Below are 16,671 nucleotides of genomic sequence, written 5' to 3'. Positions count from 1 at the left end.
GCGAAGGAGACCCCGCGTGAGCACGACAGGTCCACTCACCGACGATGGGCTCGTCCAGCTGTTGACCCCCGGGGGCCAGCGGGTCGAGCACCCCGACTACTCGTACCGCGTCGCGCACCTCGACGCGGAGGCGCTCCGAGGGCTGTACCGGGACATGGTGATCGTGCGCCGGTTCGACACCGAGGCCACGGCGCTGCAGCGGCAGGGCGAGCTGGGCCTCTGGGCCCAGAGCCTCGGCCAGGAGGCCGCGCAGATCGGGTCCGGCCGCGCGCTGCTCCCGCAGGACTACGTCTTCCCGTCCTACCGGGAGCACGGCGTCGCCCACACCCGCGGGCTCGACCTGGCTGACCTGCTGCGCCTGTTCCGTGGCATCGACCACGGGGGCTGGGACACGGCCGCCCACAACTTCCACCTGTACACGCTGGTGATCGGCTCGCACACGTTGCACGCCACTGGCTACGCGATGGGCGTGCAGCGCGACGGCGACGTCGGCACGGGCGACCCGACGCGGGACACCGCCGTGGTGACCTACTTCGGCGACGGCGCCACGTCCCAGGGGGACGTCAGCGAGGCGCTCGTCTTCGCATCGGTCAACAACGCGCCCGTGGTGTTCTTCTGCCAGAACAACCAGTGGGCGATCTCCGAGCCGACCACCCGCCAGTCCCGCGTGCCGATCGCGGACCGCGCGCCTGGCTTCGGCATACCGAGCGTGCGCGTCGACGGCAACGACGTGCTGGCCTGCCACGCCGTCACGGCGGAGGCGCTCGAGCGGGCGCGCAGCGGCGGTGGCCCGACGTTCATCGAGGCGTTCACCTACCGGATGGGCGCCCACACCACGTCGGACGACCCCACCCGCTACCGGTCCGCGGCCGAGGAGGACTACTGGTCGCAGCGCGACCCGATCGACCGGCTGAGGCTGCACCTCGAGGCGATCGGCGAGCTGCCCGCCGCGTTCACCGCCGAGCTCGACGCCGAGGCGGCGCTGCTCGGCGAGCGGCTCCGCACCACGGTCCGCGGCTGGGAGGCCCCGGAGCCGGGGTCGATGTTCGAGCACGTCTACGCCAGCCCGAACGCGGTGGTCGAGGCCGAGCGGGCGTGGTTCGAGGCCTACGAGGGCTCGTTCCTCCCGGCGGGGGGCGCCCGATGAGCGCCACCCCCGACATCCAGCGCGTGACCCTCGCGAAGGCGATCAACCTGGGGCTCCGCCGCGCGCTCGAGCAGGACCCCAAGGTGCTGCTCATGGGCGAGGACATCGGCGCCCTGGGAGGCGTCTTCCGGGTCACCGACGGGCTGCACAAGGACTTCGGAGGGCACCGGGTGGTCGACACCCCGCTCGCCGAGTCAGGCATCCTCGGCACCGCCATCGGCCTGGCCCTGCGCGGTTACCGGCCGGTGTGCGAGATCCAGTTCGACGGCTTCATCTTCCCGGCGTTCGACCAGATCACCACCCAGCTCGCCAAGATGCACTACCGCTCGAGCGGCCGGCTGTCGCTGCCCGTGGTCATCCGCGTGCCGTACGGCGGCGGGATCGGCGCCATCGAGCACCACAGCGAGTCGCCCGAGGCGCTGTTCGCGCACACCCCGGGCCTGCGTGTCGTCAGCCCGTCGAACCCCGCGGACGCCTTCGCGATGATCCAGCAGGCCATCGCCTCGCCCGACCCGGTGCTGTTCTTCGAGCCCAAGGGCCGGTACTGGGACAAGGGCGACGTGGACCTGGGCCCGGTCGCCGCGCCGCACACCGAGGCGCCCACCGGCCTCGACCGCGCCCAGGTGCTCCGCGCCGGGACGGACGTCACGGTCGTGGCGTACGGGCCGACCGTGGCCACGGCGCTCAAGGCCGCCGAGGCCGCCGCTGCCGAGGGGACCAGCATCGAGGTCGTCGACCTGCGCACCATCTCCCCGCTCGACGTCGAGACCGTCGTCGCCTCCGTGCGCTGCACGGGCCGCTGCGTGGTGGTGCACGAGGCCCCGACCGTCTACGGCACAGGCGCCGAGGTCGCCGCGCGGGTCACCGAGGAGTGCTTCTACCAGCTGGAGGCGCCGGTGCTGCGGGTCGGCGGGTTCCACACCCCGTACCCGGTCTCGAAGATCGAAGAGGACTACCTGCCCGGTCTCGACCGTGTGCTCGACGCCGTCGACCGCACGCTGACGTTCTGAACCCTGGCGTGTGAGGAGATCACGGTGCCGACCTTCCAGCAGTTCAACCTGCCCGACGCGGGCGAGGGCCTGACCGAGGCCGAGATCGTGGCGTGGCACGTCAACGTCGGGGACGCCGTCGAGGTGAACCAGACGATCGTGGAGATCGAGACGGCCAAGTCGCTCGTCGACCTGCCGAGCCCGTTCGCCGGCGTGGTGACGCGCATCCTGGTCCCGGTCGGCACGACGGTCGACGTGGGGACGCCCATCATCGAGGTCGACACCGACCCTGGTGGCGCGGCGCCTGAGCCCGCCCTGGTGGCCGCGGCCCCCGGCGACAGCGGCCCCGGGGGCGTCGAGGGGGAGGCCCGTGAGGCGGTGCTGGTCGGCTACGGCGTGAGCGGGACCGGCTCGGCGCGACGGGCCCGTGTCGCGCCTGCCGGGGCTCCGGTCCGCCAGGCTCCGACGCCCGCGCCGGCCGAGGCCGCGCCCCCGGCGCCCGCTCCGTCCGCGCCGACCCAGCCGTCGACGAGCACGCCGGCGCCGACCCAGCCGTCGACGAGCACGCCGGCGCCTCCCCAGCCGGCGTCGGCGCCGCCCACGCCGAAGCGGCCGGCGCCGACGCAGCCGGTCCGCCCGCACGTGCTGGCCAAGCCGCCGGTCCGCAAGCTGGCCCGCGACCTCGACGTCGACCTCGCCTCCGTGACCCCCACGGGTCCGGGGGGCATCGTCACCCGCGAGGACGTGCTCGCCCGCGCGGCCGAGGCGTCGGCGCGCTCGCTCGCCACCTACCCGGGGGACGACGCGCCCTGGCTCGCCCAGGGGATGGTCAGCGACGGTGGCCGGCAGACGCGTGTGCCAGTGAAGTCGGTGCGCAAGCGGACCGCGGAGGCGATGGTCGCGAGCGCGTTCACCGCGCCGCACGTCACGGTGTTCCACACGCTCGACATCACCAAGACCATGAGGCTGGTGGCCCGGCTCCGCGAGGACCGGGAGTTCGCGGACGTGCGGGTCACCCCGCTGCTGATCGCCGCGAAGGCGCTGCTCACGGCAGTGCGTCGCCACCCCGAGATCAACGCGAGCTGGGACGACGCCACCCAGGAGATCGTCTACAAGCACTACGTGAACCTGGGCATCGCCGCCGCCACCCCACGCGGCCTGGTGGTGCCGAACATCAAGGACGCTCACACGCTCGGCCTCAAGGACCTGGCGCTGGGCATCTCGGAGCTCACCGAGACGGCGCGCGCCGGCCGCACGACCCCCACGGCGATGTCCGACGGGACGATCACGATCACCAACGTCGGCGTCTTCGGCATCGACACCGGCACCCCGATCCTCAACCCTGGCGAGGCGGCGATCCTGGCCTTCGGGGCCATCCGCCAGCAGCCGTGGGTGCACAAGGGCAAGGTCAAGCCGCGGCACGTCACCCAGCTCGCGCTGAGCTTCGACCACCGCCTGGTGGACGGCGCCCTGGGCGCCAAGTTCCTGTCCGACGTCGCGGCGGTGCTCGCCGAGCCCGCGCAGGGCCTCGTCTGGGGCTGACCCGGAGGGCGCGTGGCCGGGGCCGGTCGTGGGCGAGGGCGCGGCCGTGCCCGGCGGCGATGTGCTCGCCCACCTGACGGACCGCGGTCAGACGAGGACGCTGGTGCCCTGCTCGGGCGTGCGGGGCGGCTTGGACGGGTTTTCGTCGGTGGAGGGCGACTGCTCGTCCGCGGCTGGCGGCGTGCTCTCGGGAGCCGCCACCGGGTCCTGCGGGGACTCGGCCGGGTCGCTCGCCAGGACCTCTCCCGACGGGCCGTCGAGCAGGTCCTGCGCGGCGGAGTCCACGAGGGCCAGCACGTCGTGGGCGACGTCGTCGATCGGGCGGGCGCCATCGACCACGTGGTACGTCGTGCGCCGTCCCCACGGCTGCTCCAGGTACGTCTGCCGGGAGTCGATCAGCCGGCGCAGGTCGATGTCCTGCTTCTGGCGCAGCGACCCTCCCCGCAGCACCAACCGGCTGGCAGCGGTCTCGGCCGGGACGTCCAGGCAGATCGTGACGTCGGGGACAGGGGCGTACCGGTTGAGCTCCACGAGCCAGTCCATCTCGGTGAGGCCGGACGCCTGGAAGAACGCGTAGGTGGGGAAGGCGTACTGGTCGGCGATGACCGTCTCCCCGCGTGCCAGCCGCGGGCGGATGGTGGTGCGGGCGTGGCGCGCGAGGTCGAACGCCGCGAGCAGCGCCAGCTCCCGCAATGCCTCGGGGGTGCGGCAGTCCAAGCTCGCGACGGACCGCACCAGGTCGTCCCCGCGGTACAGGTCGGTGGGCTGTCGCGCGACGTGGACGGGGCGGGTGTCACGCAGGTGCTCGGCGATCCGCGCCGCCTGCGTGGTCTTCCCGCTCGCGTCGATGCCGCACACCGCGACCAGCAGGCCGCGGGTCGTCGTCTGCTCGGTGCTCATGCGCTCAGGATGACGCAAACCAGGAGAGTTCGGGACCTTCTCTCGAAACGATCCCACTGCGGCAGATCACGGTTGGATGACGCCGCAGCCCCGACACCCCCGCCGACCCACCCGCGCGCCTAAACGATTAGCGCTCCCGAGTCCTCCGCAGGCGTCCCCGCGACCTGCATAGGGTGCCGTGATGGGCTCCCCGACGAGCGGTCCGCCAGGGCTCGTCCGCGCCCTCGCAGTGACCGCGGTGGTGCTGAGCGCAGGCCTCGGCGGGCACTTGGCAGGCGGCGCTCCGCGGCCCGACACGGCGGTGCTCGGTCTCATGGCCGGGCTGGCGCTCGCCGGCGTCGTCCTCGCCACCCGCGCCCGGCTGGGCACGGCCACGCTGGCCGGGATGCTCGTCGTCGGGCAGGTCGCGCTGCATCGGGCGTTCGAACTGCTGGCCGTCGCCCCGGAGTGCGCCCCCGTTGCCCCCTCCTCGCAGGGCGCCCACTCCCACCACGACGCCGGGCCCGTCACCATCGGCGCGTGCCAAGGACTGGCCGACGACGTGGCGCAGCCGGCTGACGGGCTGCTCTTCGGCGTGCTCCCCGGCCCGGGCGCCGACAGGACGATGCTGCTGGCCCACCTCGTGGCGACCGTCGCCGCGGCGGTGGTGCTGCTGTTCGGGGAGCGTTCCCTGGGGCCGCTCACCGCGAGGATCCGACCCCGCCCTCGCCCGGACCCGCACGGGGCGGCCCTGGGCGCCGTGGTGAGGTCTCTGACCGGCGTCCGCAGGATCCTGCGACCGAGGTCACACCCGGGCCGACCATGACGGCCCAGCCCGTGCTCAGGCCCCCGCGGCGCCCCGAGGCCGGGGTCGACGAGGGCCGAACGGCGGTTCGGTTCCCAGGCGATCAGAGGTGATGATGGTCGACATGTCCCGCACCCCGTCCGTCGCCGCGCGAGTCGCCCGGCGCACCCTCGCCCCGGTCCTCGCCGTGCTCGTCCTCACGGGACTCGGCGTCAGCCCCGCGAGCGCCCACAACGTGATCCGCTCGACCGACCCGGCGGACGGGTCGACGGTCGCCACCGCGCCCGCGCAGGTGACGCTGACGTTCGACCAGGCGGCGGTCGCGATCGGCACCGAGATCGTCGTGCAGGCGCCGGACGGCCGGATCGTCAGCACGGGGGAGCCGGTGCTGGCGGACTCCACGGTCAGCCAGGCCATCACCGGGGAGCTGCCAGCGGGCACGTACACCGTGCAGTGGCGCGTGACCTCGGCGGACGGCCACCCGCTGTCCGGCGAGTTGGCCTTCACGGCCACGGACGCCACGGCCATCGGCGTGGAGCCGGCGCCCGTGGAGACGGCCGAGCCGGCGGCGGAGGAGCCCTCGCCCGAGGTCACCACCTTCACGGAGACTGAGGAGCCCGCGGCGGCTGACACGTCGGCCGCCGAGCCCGACGACGACGGGCTCTCGACAGCCCAGGTTGTCGGCATCGGGGCGCTCGTGATGGCCGTGGGCGCCGGCGCCCTGGTGGCGCTGCGGCTGCGCCAGCGGCGGCGGTGACCAGATGACCGTGCGCGAGGCGCCGCCCATCGCCGACACCGACCCCGCGGAGCGGGTCGGCGTCGGAGGGCGCCTCGTGCTGCTCGCGGGCAGCGGCGCGCTGCTGGCCGTCCTCGGTGTGTGGATGTCCGGCGCCGCGGTGCCCGGGTACCTGCGCGATCCCGGCGCCGCGGTGCGCTGGGGGCTCCCGGTCGTCACCACGCTCACCGAGCTCGCGGGGTCGCTCACCCTGGGCGCGCTGGTGCTCGCGGTGTGCGTGCTCCCGCGTCGGGCGGTGGCGGGCGCGGGATCGGCGGGCCGGGCTGGAGCGACCGGGGCCAGCACGCTCGGCCTGGGCTACGCGCGCAGCCTCGTCCTCGCGGGCGTCGCGGCCGCGGTGTGGACGGTGCTGAGCATGGTCCAGCTGGTGCTGACGTACGCCTCGGTGAGCGGGCGTCCGCCCGACTCGGCGACCTTTGGCGAGGAGCTCGGCGTGTTCGTCACCCAGATCGACCTGGGGCGCACCCTCATCCTCGTGACGACCCTCGCGGCCGTGGTGACGGCGCTCGCCCTGCTCGTCGCCACGCCGACGGGAGCGGCTTGGACCGCCCTCATCGTGGTCGTGGGGATGTGGCAGCAGGCGCAGACCGGCCATGCCGCCGGATCGGCCAGCCACGACCTGGCCACGACATCGATGTTCATGCACCTGGTCGGCGCGGCCGTCTGGATCGGGGCGCTGGCCGCGCTCGCGGTGCTCCTGGGGCGGCTCGGTCCCGACCTGGCGCCCGCGGTGGCCCGCTACTCGGTGATCGCCGGGTGGTGCTTCGCGGCGGTGGCGGTCTCGGGCCTGGTCAACGCCGTGGTCCGGGTGGGTGGCCTGGACGGGATGGCGAGCCGCTACGGCGCGCTGGTCGTCGTCAAGGCGGTGCTGTTCGGCGCGCTCGGGCTGCTGGGGCTCATGCACCGGCGCAGCGTCATCCCCCGCCTGGGCGACGGGGGGCGCCCGCGACGGCTGTTCTGGCGGCTCGTCGGCGTCGAGCTCGCGGTGATGGGGGCAGTCTCGGGCGTCGCGGCCGCGTTGGGCTCGACGCCTCCGCCGGTGCCCGACGAGCCCGTCGCGGACCCGACCCCCGCCGAGATCGTCACCGGCCACGTGCTGCCCCCCGAGCCGACCGTCCTGCGCTGGCTCACCGAGTGGCGTTGGGACCTGCTGTTCGCGTTCGCGGCGGTGGCCGGGATCGTCGTGTACCTGCGCTGGGTGCGGCGCCTGCGCCGACGGGGTGACGCGTGGCCGGTGAGCCGCACCGTGCTGTGGGTGGCCGGGATGGCGTTGTTCTTCTGGACGACGTCGGGCGGCCCCGCCACGTACGGGCACGTGCTGTTCAGCGCGCACATGGTGCAGCACATGATCCTGGCGATGGTCATCCCGATTCTGCTCGCGCTGGCGGCGCCGGTGACGCTCGCGCTCCGGGCGCTGCCGTCGCGGTCCGGGTCGGTGCGCGGAGACGGCTCCCGGGGCCCGCGCGAGTGGTTGCTCGTGCTGGTCCATAGCCGCATCGGGCAGTTCTTCGCGAACCCGATCGTCGCGGCCGTGAACTTCGCCGGGTCGATGATCGTCTTCTACTACACCGAGGCGTTCGAATGGGCCCTGACCAGCTCGGTCGGGCACATCGTGATGGTGGTCCACTTCTCCCTCGCCGGGTACCTGTTCGCGAACGGCCTGATCGGCATCGACCCGGGCCCGAGGCGCCCGCCGTACCCGCAGCGCATCCTGGTGCTCTTCGGCACGATGGCCTTCCACGCGTTCTTCGGCGTCACGCTGCTCAACGGGGAGTCGCTGCTGGTGGCGGACTACTTCGGCCTGCTGGGCCGTGAGTGGGGGCCGTCGGCCATCGCCGACCAGCAGAAGGGCGGCGGTGTGGCCTGGGGGATCGGCGAGCTGCCGACGCTCGCGCTGGCGGTCGGGGTCGCGGTGTCCTGGGCCCGCGACGACGAGCGGGTCGCCCGGCGCCGTGACCGGCGCGTCGACCGGGACGGGGACGTGGAGATGGACGAGTACAACGCGATGCTGGCCCGCATGTCGGAGCGCGACGGCTCGCAGCCGCGCTGACGCTCTGGCCGGCGAGCGGGCCGATCACCGGACGATGACCGCTCCGGCGCGCCTGGGCTGCTCCCTCCGGCAGGTCGGGGCGTGATAGGACGGTCGGGTGACAGAGACGCCGCAGCCGCCCACGCCGTTCCATGACCTTGAGCAGTACATCGCCTTGCCCCGCGTCGCCGGGCTCAGGCTGTCGAAGGACGGCACGCGGCTCGTGACCGCGGTCGCGACGCTCGACGCGAAGCGCACCAAGTACGTCACCGCGCTGTGGGAGGTGGACCCGGCGGGGGAGAAGGCCGCCCGGCGGCTGACCCGCAGCGCCACGGGCGAGTCCAGCGCGGCGTTCACGCCCTCGGGCGACCTGCTGTTCACGTCGGCGCGACCGGACCCCGAGCCCCGGGAGGGCGCCGACGACGAGCCCGCGCCGGCGCTGTGGCTGCTCCCGGCCGACGGCGCCGAGGCCCGCGTGATCGCCGATCGCGGGGCCGGGCTGGGCGGCGTGCGAGTCGCGGCGGACGCGTCGGTCGTCATGGTCGGATCCGAGGTGCTGCCGCGTGCCACGGACGCCGCCGACGACGAGCGGCTGCGCAAGGGCCGCCAGGAGAAGAAGGTCGCCGCGATCCTGCACACGTCGTACCCGGTGCGGTACTGGGACCACGACCTCGGCCCCGCGTCGCCGCACCTGTTCACGGCGCGTCTCGACGCCGACGTCACCGAGCCGGTCGCCGGGGCGGCGGATCCGCGCCTTCAGCTCACCGACGTGACCCCGTCGGCGGGCGCCGCACTGGTCGAGCAGTCCAGCGACCTCTCGCCCGATGGCCGCACCATCGTCACGGGGTGGAGCGTGCCCCTCGCCCGCGGAGCCCAGCGGGCGCACCTCACGGTCGTGGACGTCGCGACCGGGGACCGTCGCACCCTCGTCGAGGACGCGGAGGCCGACCTCGGCGACCCGGTCATCTCGCCCGACGGCCGCCTGGTGGCGTACACCCGCGAGACCCTCTCGACCCCGTACAGCGCCCCCCGCGTGGAGTTGTGGGTGGTGGGCCTCGACGGCGCCGACCCCCACCGCGTCGCCGTGGGCTGGGACCGTTGGGCGCACCACCCCGTGTGGCTGCCGGACAGCGCGTCGCTGCTGGTGACGGCCGATGACGACGGACGCGGGCCGATCTTCCGGGTCGACCTCGCGACCGATGCCGTGACGCGTGTGACCAGCGACGACGCGGTGTTCACCGACGTCCAGGCGAGCCCGGACGGTCGGACTTTGTACGCCTTGCGGAGCTCCTACCTGGCGCCCGCGCACCCGGTGCGGGTGGACCTGGCGGCCGCCATGGCCTCCGGCGAGCCGGTTCCGGCGACGCCCCTCCGGGCGCCGGCGCCGGCTCCCGCGCTGCCCGGCTCCCTGGCCGAGGTCGAGGCGACCGCTGAGGACGGCCAGCGCGTGCGGTCGTGGCTGGCGCTCCCCGAGGGCGCCTCGGCCGAGCACCCGGCGCCGTTGCTGCTGTGGATCCACGGCGGCCCGCTCGCGTCGTGGAACACCTGGTCGTGGCGGTGGAACCCGTGGCTGCTCGTCGCCCAGGGGTACGCGGTGCTGCTGCCGGACCCGGCCCTGTCCACCGGCTACGGGCAGGAGTTCGTCGAGCGCGGCTGGGGCTCGTGGGGCGACGCGCCGTTCGAGGACCTCATGGCCGCCACGGACGCCGCGATGGCGCGGCCAGACATCGACCAGAACCGCACCGCGGCGATGGGCGGGTCGTTCGGCGGGTACATGGCCAACTGGGTCGCCGGGCACACCGACCGTTTCGACGCGATCGTCACGCACGCGAGCCTGTGGGCCCTGGACCAGTTCGGCCCGACGACGGACGCCGCCTACTACTGGGAGCGGGAGATGACGGACGAGATGGCCCTGGCCAACTCGCCGCACCGGTTCGTGGAGAAGATCGTCACGCCGATGCTCGTCATCCACGGCGACAAGGACTACCGGGTCCCGATCGGCGAGGGCCTGCGGCTCTGGTACGAGCTCAACGCCCGCTCGGGCCTGCCGGCCGACGAGGAGGGCCGCACCCCGCACCAGTTCCTGTACTTCCCCGATGAGAACCACTGGGTGCTCGCGCCGCAGAACGCCATCGTCTGGTACCAGGTGGTCGAGGCGTTCCTCGCCCAGCACGTCCGCGGCGAGCAGCCGCCCGCGCTTCCGGAGGTGCTCGGCTGATGGCCTCCTCCACAGACTTCCTCGGCGGCGACGCCGGGCACGAGTACCGGATCCCGGGCCTCGTGGTGCGGGACCACCGGGTGAGCGTCCCGGTGGACTGGTCGGCCCCCGAGCGCTTCGGGTCGATCGAGGTGTTCGCCCGCGAGATCGTCGACCCGGCGAAGGCCGGCGACGACCTGCCGCTGCTGCTGTTCCTGCAAGGCGGCCCTGGTGGCCAGGGCCCTCGCCCGCTGGGCGGCGGATGGTGGGCGACGGCATTGCGGACGCACCGGGTGGTGCTGCTCGACCAGCGCGGCACCGGGCGGTCGTCCCGCGTGGACGGTCGTGCCATCACGGCCTTCGACGACCCGCGCCAGGCCGCCGACTACCTGGCGTGTTTCCGGGCCGATGCGATCGTGGCGGACGCCGAGCACTTGCGGTCGACCGTCTACGGCGGCCGCCGGTGGGCCACCCTCGGGCAGTCGTACGGCGGGTTCCTCACCCTCGCGTACCTGTCCCGCCATCCCGAGGCCCTGACCTGCTGCTACGTGACAGGAGGCCTGCCGGGCATCACCGCCACCGCGGAGGACGTGTACCGCGCGACGTACCCCCGTCAGGCGTCGCGCAACGCCGAGTTCGCACGCCGCTACCCGGCCGACGTGGCGACCCTGGGCCGCCTGGCCGACAGGCTCTCCGCCGAGGACGTGCGGCTGCCCAACGGCGACCGGTTCACCCCTGAGCGTCTGCAGATGCTGGGGATGCCCCTCGGCATGAGCACCGGCGCCGACGCGCTGCACTGGCAGCTCGACACGGTGTTCGCCGACGACGCGACGGCCGAGCCCTCCGACGCGTTCCTGGCCGCCGTCGCGCACGAGACGGGGTTCGACGCGAACCCGCTGTACGCCGTGCTGCAGGAGGCCATCTACCACCAGGGCCACCGTGAGCCCGGATGGGCCGGGCAGGCCGAGCATGAGCGGTGGCCCTCCTTCGCCGCCGACGCCCGGCCGCTCCAGCTCACCGGCGAGTTCGTCTACCCGTGGATGTACCAGCAGATCCGCGCCTTGCGGCCGTTCCAGGCCGTGGCCGAGGAGCTGGCCGCTCGCACCGAGTGGCCCTGGCTCTACGACGTGGAGCGGCTGGCCGCCAACGAGGTGCCCGTCGCCGCCGTGCAGTACTACGACGACCCGTACGTCGACCTGGGCCTGGCCCTGGGCGCCGCCGACCAGGTCGGCAGCACGCAGGTGTGGATCACCAACGAGTACCTGCACGACGGCCTGCGCGTGGCCGGGGACGTCATCCTGCCGCGCCTCATGGACCTCGCCGCAGACCGCTGGACGGTCACCGGTCGCTGAGCTCGCGGGCCCGGCGGAACACGTCGTCGAGCATCTGCGGGGTCAGCCGCCCGGTGAAGGTGTTCTGCTGGCTGACGTGGAACGAGCCGAGCAGGGTCAGTGGCTGACCGTCGGGCCCGGTGAGCGACGCCTCGGCGCCATGTCCGAACCGCGGCCGTGGCCGGGGGACCTGCCAGCCCTGCTCGCCCAGGGTCGCCAGCGTCGCCTGCCACCCGAACCCGCCGAGCGCCACCACCACACCGGGCCGCACGAGCGCCAGCTCGCGCGCGAGCCAGGGCGCGCAGGTGCGGCGCTCGGCGGGGGTGGGGGCGTTGTCGGGCGGCGCGCAGTGCACCGGGGCGGTCAGCCGCAGTCCCGTGAGCACCAGGCCGTCGTCGGCGCCCACCGAGGTGGGCTGCGACGCGAACCCCGTGCGGTGCAGTGACGCGATCAGGAAGTCCCCGGACCGGTCGCCGGTGAACATCCGCCCGGTGCGGTTGCCGCCGTGCGCGGCCGGCGCCAGCCCTACCACGAGCACCCCGGCGGCCGGGTCGCCGAAGCCGGGCACGGGTCGGCCCCAGTAGCGCTCGCCCCGGAAGGACGCGCGCGGCGCCGCGGCCACGGCCTCCCGCCACGCGACGAGCCGTGGGCACGCCCGGCAGTCGACCAGCAGGCCGTCCAAGGCCGGGATGTCGTCCGCCGAGGCCGCCACCAGCGGGTACGTCGGCGCGTCGGCGCCGCCGTCGGCGCCGGGGCCGGCCGGTGGCGCGGCGTCCTGGGTCACCTGCGGCTCCTCGTCACGGGGTCAGGCGGCGGGCGTCGCCGCTGTCACTCGAACCGGCTGGGGTCCCCGGCGCCCACGCGCACGACCTCCGGGTAGCCCTCGGACCAGTCGATCACCGTGGTGGGCTCGGTGCCGCAGTCCCCGGCGTCGATCACGGCCTCGACCAGGTGGTCGAGCTCCTCCTTGACCTGCCAGCCATCGGTCAGCGGCGCCTCCTCGCCGGGCAGCAGCAGCGTGCTCGACAGCAGCGGCTCGCCGAGCTCGCGCAGCAGCGCCTGCACCACCCGGTGGTCGGGGATGCGCACCCCGACGGTCTTCTTCTTGGGGTGCGCGAGCCGGCGGGGCACCTCCTTGGTGGCGGGCAGGATGAACGTGTACGGCCCCGGGGTGGCGGCCTTGATGGCGCGGAACGCCGCGTTGTCGAGCTGCACCAGCTGGCCCAGCTGCGTGAAGTCCGAGCACACCAGGGTGAAGTGGTGCTTCTCGTCGAGGTGGCGGATCTGGCGGATCCGGTCCGCTGCCGCATGGTCGTCCAGCCGGGCGCCCAGCGCGTAGCAGGAGTCCGTGGGGTAGGCGATCAAGGCGTCGTCGCGGAGCATCTGCACCACCTGCGCGATGGTGCGGGGCTGCGGGTCGTGGGGGTGGACGTCGAGGTACCTGGCCATGGCCTGAGACTAGGCCCGTCGGCTGGGTCCGGAGGAGCGTCCCGCCGCAGGCCAGGACCGCTCGACGCGCGGAACTGGACAACCCACGCCAGACTCGTGGCTGCCCGGGCGGCCCCCTGCCCGGCCCGACGGGAGGAGTGACCATGGGAATCGGTGGCGGCATAGGCCTCATCGTGATCGGCGCGATCCTGGCGTTCGGCGTGCAGGACGGCATCAGCGGTGTCGACCTCACGGCGATCGGGTACATCTGCATGGGTGGTGGCCTGCTCGCCATCATCATCGCGCTGGTGCTCAACGCCCAGCGCAGCAACACCACGCACCGCGAGGTCATAGAACGGCACGACGACACCCGCCCGCCCGTCTACTGACAGGCTGGCGATCGGGCCCGTGAGAGGGCCCGGGCGAGCGGACCGAGCGAGCGCCGCACCCGCGTGGAGAACGGGGGTGCGGCGCTCGCCGCGCGTCGGGCCCGAGCCAGGGCGAGACTCAGAGGAGGTGGCCGGGGGCAGCCGCGCGAGAGGAGCCAGGCATGGGCATCGGCGGAGGCATCGTCCTCATCGTGATCGGCGCGACCCTCGCGTTCGCCGTCACGGACAACGTCCCCGGCATCGACCTCACGGTCGTGGGCTACATCTGCATGGGCGCAGGGCTCCTCGCCCTGGTCCTAGCGATCATCCTCAACGCCCAGCGCTCCCACACCACCCATCGCGAGGTCATCGAGCGTCGCGACTCGGGCTACCGGTACTGACCCCGCCGCCCCGCCGCCCGCGAGGGGGACGCGGCGAGAGCACCCACCCCGTCGTGCGATGGGAGCCGGCGCCGCGTGAGCCCTGGAGTGCTCTGCGCGGCGCGGGCCCGATCCGTCACGACGGAGGTGGGTGCTCCCGGTCCAGGCGGCTCAGGCCAGCGTGCAGGCCGAGCCGTTGAGGGTCACGCCCGTGGGCGCTCCCGGTCCGGAGGGCGCGTTCGCCAGGAACCCGAAGCTCGTCGAGCCGTTCGGCGCGATCGTGCCGTTCCATTCCAGGTTCTTGGCGCTCACTGTGGAGCCGGACTGGGCCGCCGTCGCGCTCCATGCCTGGCTCACGGTCTCACCCTTGCCAAAGGTCCACTTCAGCTCCCAGCCGTTGATCGCCGAGCTCGAGCCGTTGCGCACGGTCACCTGCCCGACGAACCCGCCGTTCCAGGAGTTGGTCGTGTCGAACGTGACCGAGCAGCCCGAGGTGGGGGGCGGTGTGGTGGGCGGAGGCGTCGTGGGTGGGGGAGTGGTGGGAGGCGGTGTCGTGGGCGGCGGAGTGGTGGGCGGAGGCGTCGTCGGCGGCGGTGTGGTGGGCGGCGGTGTGACCGAGCCGCCCTGGAACACGACGTCTGAGCAGTTGTAGAAGGCCTCGGGGCTGTCCGACCGCTGCCAGATCGAGTAGATGATGTGGCGGCCCGACTTGTTCGGCAGCTTGGCCTGCCAGTAGTACTCGGCGCCCTGCGGCCCGCCCTGGCGCAGCGGCGGGTTGGTGACCTGGTCGAACGGGGCCGCCTCGAGGTCGCTCCACTTGAGCGGCTGGCTCGGGTCCCAGCCGTCCTTCGTGACGTACTGCGACCAGGTGCCGGGGTGCTGCGCCCACGCGTTGTACTGGACGGTGATGGTCGAGTTGGCCTGCAGGGTGGTGGTCGGCCAGTCGGTGCCGCCCTTGCGCGCGCCGCTGAACGAGGCGAGCGGGCCGCAGAGGTTGCCGTCGGGGATGATCGTGCGGTGCTGGCCGCCGGCGTTGCTGAGCAGGTTCCCGAACCAGTTGTAGAACGGGTAGTTGCCGTTCTCGGCGAGCAGGTTCACACAGGCCGGGTTCGTGGGGTTGAGGCCTCCGCCCACCCCGTTCTCGATCCCGTTGACGTAGCACGCGTAGGTGCGGGTCGCGGGATAGGTGAGTCCGCCGTGCGCCATCGCGGGCGCGGTGGGCAGGGCGACCAGCAGCGTCGCGGCCAGGGCCGTCGTCGCCGCCGCGGCGATGCGCCGCGTGAGTCTTCGGGTTGGGGACATGCGGGCTCCTCGGTGGTCCGGCCGGGCCCCCGAGCTGCGGGCCCCGGTGATGGGGTGCGGTGCGCACACGCCCGGGACGGCCGACGTCGGCCGAGGGGCGCCTCCTGTCCGGCGCCGTCGCAGGACAGGGGGTGTGCGGAGCATGCGGGTGTCGGGCCCAGCGTCGGGCCGCCCCGCGGGGCCGTCAATGATCCGAAACGCTTCACCTCCCCGTATGCCGCGTGTCGCCCGTAGGAGTGCGTCTCTCACACCGACCTCGTGCGAACCTCCCGGGCTTCGAGGGCGCGCCGGGCCGCGCCATGTGGGCGGCGCGGTGAACACTGGGGTGCTCGACCGGACGAACCCCCCAGAGGGGGAGGGAATAGGCCAGGGTGGACAGTGCGCCGCCGGCCTGCCGGGCGGTACGCACGCACGGTCAAGGGGGCTCACGATGAACAGGGACGAGGCGCGAGAGGTCAAGGCGCAGCTCGCCGACTACGTGGACGAGCTGGTCCAGCGCCAAGGGCTCCAGCCGCTCGACCTCGACGTGAGCGCGGCGAGCGGGCCCACGCTCGGGCTCGGGCTCGCGCCGCGCGAGGGCGGCGGGTACGCGATGGCGGTGCGGTACCGGCTCGGCGTGCCCGCGGTGCGGCGGCTCGCCCGCAAGGTCGTCGAGCAGGCGGGACCTGCCGTCGACGTGCGGCGCACCGGGCGCATCCGGCCCATCACGGCCGGCGACGTCGCGGACGCGCAGAGCGGGGAGCGCCGGGCCGGTCAGCGGCTGCCGGTGGCCACCGCGCTCGCGGAGGGGGAGACCGGGCGCGCCCGCCCGCTGCGCCCTGGGGTGTCCATCGCGCACGTCGATGTCACGGCCGGGACCCTCGGCGCCTTCGTCCGGCGGGACGGCGTGCTGCACGCGCTCTCGAACTTCCACGTCCTGGCCGGGTCGCCGGGGGCGCGGCTCGGTGACGTCGTGGTCCAGCCCGGGCCGGCGGACGGAGGGTCCGCGCCGCGCGACCGGGTGGGGACGCTCGCGGCCACCGTGCCGCTCGAGCGTGGGCGGCGCGCCACCGTCGACGCCGCCCTGGCGCTCCTCGACGTGCAGGAGGCCGATCTGCGGTACCCCGTCGGGCCGATCAGCACCACCACGGTCGCCTTCGGCAACGAGGAGGTCGCGAAGATCGGCCGCACCACCGCTGTCACGACGGGACGGGTCACCGCGATCGAGCTCGACGACGTGGTGGTCGGCTACGGCAACCCGCTCGGCAACCTGCGGTTCGACGACCAGATCGAGGTGGAGTCGACGGGGTCGGGCCCGTTCTCCCGCGGCGGCGACTCCGGCTCGTTGGTCTACCGCGCTGACGGCGTCGCCCTCGGGCTGCTCTTCGCGGGCAGCGAGACGGGTGGGTCGAACGGCTCTGGACTCACGTACCTGAACCCGATCGACGCGGTGCTGTCGGCCTTGGGCGCCGAGCTGGCGGGCTGACGAGGACGGGCGG

General features: G+C 73.8%; 15 protein-coding genes. 11 read left to right on the top strand and 4 right to left on the bottom strand.

All coding sequences use genetic code 11. The features are described from left to right. Positions 1–16: 16 nt before the first annotated feature. From pdhA to NP064_RS15725, 3 genes are read left to right on the top strand one after another with little or no spacing between them, the layout of a single operon-like run. Positions 17–1,147, top strand: coding sequence for a pyruvate dehydrogenase (acetyl-transferring) E1 component subunit alpha (pdhA, locus tag NP064_RS15735; RefSeq protein WP_227569910.1), 1,131 nt, complete (start codon positions 17–19; stop codon positions 1,145–1,147). Continuing rightward, a complete protein-coding gene (locus tag NP064_RS15730; protein WP_227569911.1) occupies positions 1,144–2,157 on the top strand; it encodes an alpha-ketoacid dehydrogenase subunit beta in 1,014 nt (337 codons plus the stop codon). Before pdhA ends, NP064_RS15730 begins: the two co-directional genes overlap by 4 nt. 24 nt (positions 2,158–2,181) lie before the next feature. Next, positions 2,182–3,678, top strand: a complete 1,497-nt coding sequence (locus tag NP064_RS15725; RefSeq protein ID WP_227569912.1) for a dihydrolipoamide acetyltransferase family protein — start codon at positions 2,182–2,184, stop codon at positions 3,676–3,678. Positions 3,679–3,765: 87 nt separating this feature from the next. Here NP064_RS15725 and tmk read toward each other — a convergent pair whose 3' ends face one another. After that, complete coding sequence (gene tmk, locus NP064_RS15720) at positions 3,766–4,578, bottom strand: dTMP kinase (protein ID WP_227569913.1); 813 nt, start codon at positions 4,576–4,578, stop codon at positions 3,766–3,768. Between the two features lie 181 nt (positions 4,579–4,759). On the opposite strand from tmk, the gene NP064_RS15715 reads away from it, so the two are divergent. The 5 genes from NP064_RS15715 to NP064_RS15695 all read left to right on the top strand — a co-directional run bounded on the left by NP064_RS15715 (position 4,760) and on the right by NP064_RS15695 (position 11,736). Then, on the top strand, positions 4,760–5,383 hold the full coding sequence (locus NP064_RS15715) for a hypothetical protein (RefSeq protein ID WP_227569914.1): 624 nt from the start codon (positions 4,760–4,762) through the stop codon (positions 5,381–5,383). A 103-nt stretch (positions 5,384–5,486) separates the two neighbouring features. Continuing rightward, positions 5,487–6,119: a copper resistance CopC family protein gene (locus tag NP064_RS15710; RefSeq protein ID WP_227569915.1), complete on the top strand. Its 633-nt coding sequence runs from the start codon at positions 5,487–5,489 to the stop codon at positions 6,117–6,119. A gap of 4 nt (positions 6,120–6,123) precedes the next feature. Then, positions 6,124–8,208, top strand: a complete 2,085-nt coding sequence (locus NP064_RS15705; protein WP_227569916.1) for a bifunctional copper resistance protein CopD/cytochrome c oxidase assembly protein — start codon at positions 6,124–6,126, stop codon at positions 8,206–8,208. Positions 8,209–8,305: 97 nt separating this feature from the next. Beyond that, complete coding sequence (locus tag NP064_RS15700; protein ID WP_227569917.1) at positions 8,306–10,405, top strand: alpha/beta hydrolase family protein; 2,100 nt, start codon at positions 8,306–8,308, stop codon at positions 10,403–10,405. Next, positions 10,405–11,736: an alpha/beta fold hydrolase gene (locus NP064_RS15695; protein WP_227569918.1), complete on the top strand. Its 1,332-nt coding sequence runs from the start codon at positions 10,405–10,407 to the stop codon at positions 11,734–11,736. The genes NP064_RS15700 and NP064_RS15695 overlap by 1 nt, the downstream gene beginning before the upstream one ends. Here the strand turns inward: NP064_RS15695 and NP064_RS15690 are convergent. Then, positions 11,723–12,499, bottom strand: coding sequence for a uracil-DNA glycosylase (locus NP064_RS15690; protein WP_372456393.1), 777 nt, complete (start codon positions 12,497–12,499; stop codon positions 11,723–11,725). The genes NP064_RS15695 and NP064_RS15690 overlap by 14 nt on opposite strands. A 44-nt stretch (positions 12,500–12,543) precedes the next feature. Next, on the bottom strand, positions 12,544–13,164 hold the full coding sequence (locus tag NP064_RS15685; RefSeq protein ID WP_227569919.1) for an L-threonylcarbamoyladenylate synthase: 621 nt from the start codon (positions 13,162–13,164) through the stop codon (positions 12,544–12,546). Between the two features lie 143 nt (positions 13,165–13,307). On the opposite strand from NP064_RS15685, the gene NP064_RS15680 reads away from it, so the two are divergent. Further along, a complete protein-coding gene (locus NP064_RS15680; RefSeq protein WP_227569920.1) occupies positions 13,308–13,532 on the top strand; it encodes a DUF6458 family protein in 225 nt (74 codons plus the stop codon). Positions 13,533–13,693: 161 nt separating this feature from the next. Beyond that, positions 13,694–13,912 carry a DUF6458 family protein gene (locus tag NP064_RS15675; RefSeq protein WP_227569921.1) on the top strand — a complete coding sequence of 73 codons (219 nt, stop codon included), beginning with the start codon at positions 13,694–13,696 and terminating at the stop codon, positions 13,910–13,912. Positions 13,913–14,062: 150 nt separating this feature from the next. Here NP064_RS15675 and NP064_RS15670 read toward each other — a convergent pair whose 3' ends face one another. Beyond that, on the bottom strand, positions 14,063–15,193 hold the full coding sequence (locus tag NP064_RS15670; RefSeq protein ID WP_227569922.1) for a lytic polysaccharide monooxygenase: 1,131 nt from the start codon (positions 15,191–15,193) through the stop codon (positions 14,063–14,065). 430 nt (positions 15,194–15,623) lie between these two features. On the opposite strand from NP064_RS15670, the gene NP064_RS15665 reads away from it, so the two are divergent. Continuing rightward, positions 15,624–16,658, top strand: coding sequence for a S1 family peptidase (locus NP064_RS15665; RefSeq protein ID WP_227569923.1), 1,035 nt, complete (start codon positions 15,624–15,626; stop codon positions 16,656–16,658). The last annotated feature ends 13 nt before the right edge of the window (positions 16,659–16,671 follow it).

Origin of the sequence: Cellulomonas chengniuliangii (genome assembly GCF_024508335.1) — a bacterium.
In the GTDB taxonomy this organism is placed as follows: domain Bacteria; phylum Actinomycetota; class Actinomycetes; order Actinomycetales; family Cellulomonadaceae; genus Cellulomonas_A; species Cellulomonas_A chengniuliangii.
The sequence above is the reverse complement of the archived record's forward strand: the minus strand, read 5'-3'. Positions and strand labels throughout refer to the sequence as shown.